General features: G+C 69.3%; 3 protein-coding genes. 1 reads left to right on the forward strand and 2 read right to left on the reverse strand.

Annotation, left to right across the window (positions count from 1 at the left end):
* Nucleotides 1–255 (reverse strand): histidinol dehydrogenase (locus tag WA317_RS07960; RefSeq protein ID WP_425172517.1); only part of this gene is annotated, 255 nt, incomplete at its 3' end.
* Between the two features lie 74 nt (nucleotides 256–329).
* Between WA317_RS07960 and WA317_RS07965 the strand changes: the two genes are divergently transcribed.
* A complete protein-coding gene (locus WA317_RS07965; protein WP_425172518.1) occupies nucleotides 330–740 on the forward strand; it encodes a nitroreductase family deazaflavin-dependent oxidoreductase in 411 nt (136 codons plus the stop codon).
* A 28-nt stretch (nucleotides 741–768) separates the two neighbouring features.
* Here the strand turns inward: WA317_RS07965 and nadC are convergent, their stop codons facing one another.
* The gene (gene nadC, locus WA317_RS07970) at nucleotides 769–1626 is read right to left on the reverse strand and encodes a carboxylating nicotinate-nucleotide diphosphorylase (RefSeq protein WP_425172519.1); all 858 of its coding nucleotides are present in this window, start codon (nucleotides 1624–1626) and stop codon (nucleotides 769–771) included.
* Between the last annotated feature and the right edge of the window lie 173 nt (nucleotides 1627–1799).

Genomic DNA, 1799 nt, shown 5'->3' on the forward strand with positions numbered 1-1799 from the left:
GTCCAGATCGGCCAGCGCGGCGTCCAGCTCAGCGGGCGGCACCCGCACCGTCGAGGGCCGCACGCCGTCGAACGACTGCCCGTATTCCAGCGCGGCGTCCGCGCCCCGCTCGGCGACGTCGTCCACGATCGGTTGCACCGTGGGTAACACCGCGTCGACGTCGGCGCCGCCGCGGGGTAAGACGGCCCGCAGCCGGGCAGCGGACAGCGCTGCACCACGCAGGTCGATGCGCGCCATCTCGGTCACGCTGTCCATTGTCCCAGGCAGTTCAAGCGAATATGCGCCCGGTACAGTGACGGCAAACCGCCGTCACGTCGAACGGAGCCGAGATGCCCGCCGCAGATCGTCCCAACAGCGCACCTGGCGTCCCGATGATCTTCCCGCCGTGGCTGGAAAGCTTCCAGGTCAAGTACTTCAACCCGGCGGTCAAACCGCTGGCGCGGTATCTGCCGGGTGCCTCGGTGATCAAGCATCGCGGTCGCAAGTCGGGCAAACCCTACGAGACGATCGTGACCGCGTATCGCAAAGGCAACGTGCTGGCGATCGCGCTCGTTCACGGCAAGACCGACTGGGTGAAGAACGTGCTGGCCGCCGGCGAGGCCGACCTGCGATTCATCCGTCGCACGGTGCATTTGACCAACCCGCGGATCTTGCCCGCCGGCTCGGCCGGCGACGGGCTGCCGTGGCTGGCGCGCTTGCAGGTCAGCCGGGTCGCCGTCTTGGTCGCCGACATTTCCTGAAGCCCACCTTGACTTCGGCGGTCGAGAGTCAGAAGTCCAGCCCGATGTCCAGCACGCGCACCGAGTGGGTGAGCGCACCGACGGCCAGGTAATCGACGCCGGTGCCGGCATACGCTGCGGCGTTGTCCAGCGCCAGCCCACCCGAGGATTCCAGCTGAGTCGCGGTGGCCCGGGCGTCGCGGCGCTGTACCGCGATCTGGGTCTGCCACACCGGGAAGTTATCCAACAGCACCAACTCCGGTTGCTCGGCCAGAACCTCGTCGAGCTGTTCCAGGGAATCGACTTCCACCTCGCACGGCAACCCCGGCGCAGCCGCGCGCACGGCGCGCAGGGCCGCCACCACCGAACCCGCCGCTGCGACGTGGTTGTCCTTGATCAGTGCGGCGTCGCCCAGCCCCATCCGGTGGTTGACGCCGCCGCCGACGCGGACAGCGTATTTCTGCAGCGCCCGCAGTCCCGGAACCGTCTTGCGGGTATCGCGGATCTTCGCTTTGGTGCCAGACACCTCCTCGACCCAGGCCGCGGTCGTGGTGGCCACCCCGCACAGGTGACACAGCAGGTTCAGCAGCGTCCGCTCCGCGATCAGCAGGCCTTGCGTCTGGGCCTCGACGGCCAGCACCGAAGCTCCCGCCGGCAGCCGGGCGCCGTCCGGGACGCGGTCGAGCACCTGATACTTCTCCGCGCCGAGCACCTCGTCGAGCACCAGCAGTGCGACGTCCACGCCGGCGATCACCCCGGGCTGACGGGTCACCAGCGACGCGGTGACCACCGCGTCGGCCGGCACCGTCGCCAACGTGGTCACATCGCGGCCGTAGCGCAGATCTTCGTCCAGTCCGCGGCGGATGGTGAGCCGCGCGTCGGCCAACTCGCTTTCCGCGAGGTCCATTGCGCCACTCCTCCTCATCGCTTCGCTCTGCATCGTCACCGGCGGCCCCAACAGGGAAGTCATCAGCCCACCGCCGCAAGCTCGTCGATTCCGACGGCCCCGCCGTCACCGCCGTCGTCGCCGCTGAGCCGCACCATCGTGCGGCGCGCGTGCAGCGCGGCGTCCGGATACTC

Origin of the sequence: Mycobacterium sp. (genome assembly GCF_049802695.1) — a bacterium.
Classification (GTDB): domain Bacteria; phylum Actinomycetota; class Actinomycetes; order Mycobacteriales; family Mycobacteriaceae; genus Mycobacterium.

Coding starts and splice junctions, on each gene's coding strand:
- WA317_RS07965 (WP_425172518.1), top strand. CDS start 330: ATGCCCGCCGCAGATCGTCCCAACAGCGCACCTGGCGTCCCGATGATC.
- nadC (WP_425172519.1), bottom strand. CDS start 1,626: ATGGACCTCGCGGAAAGCGAGTTGGCCGACGCGCGGCTCACCATCCGC.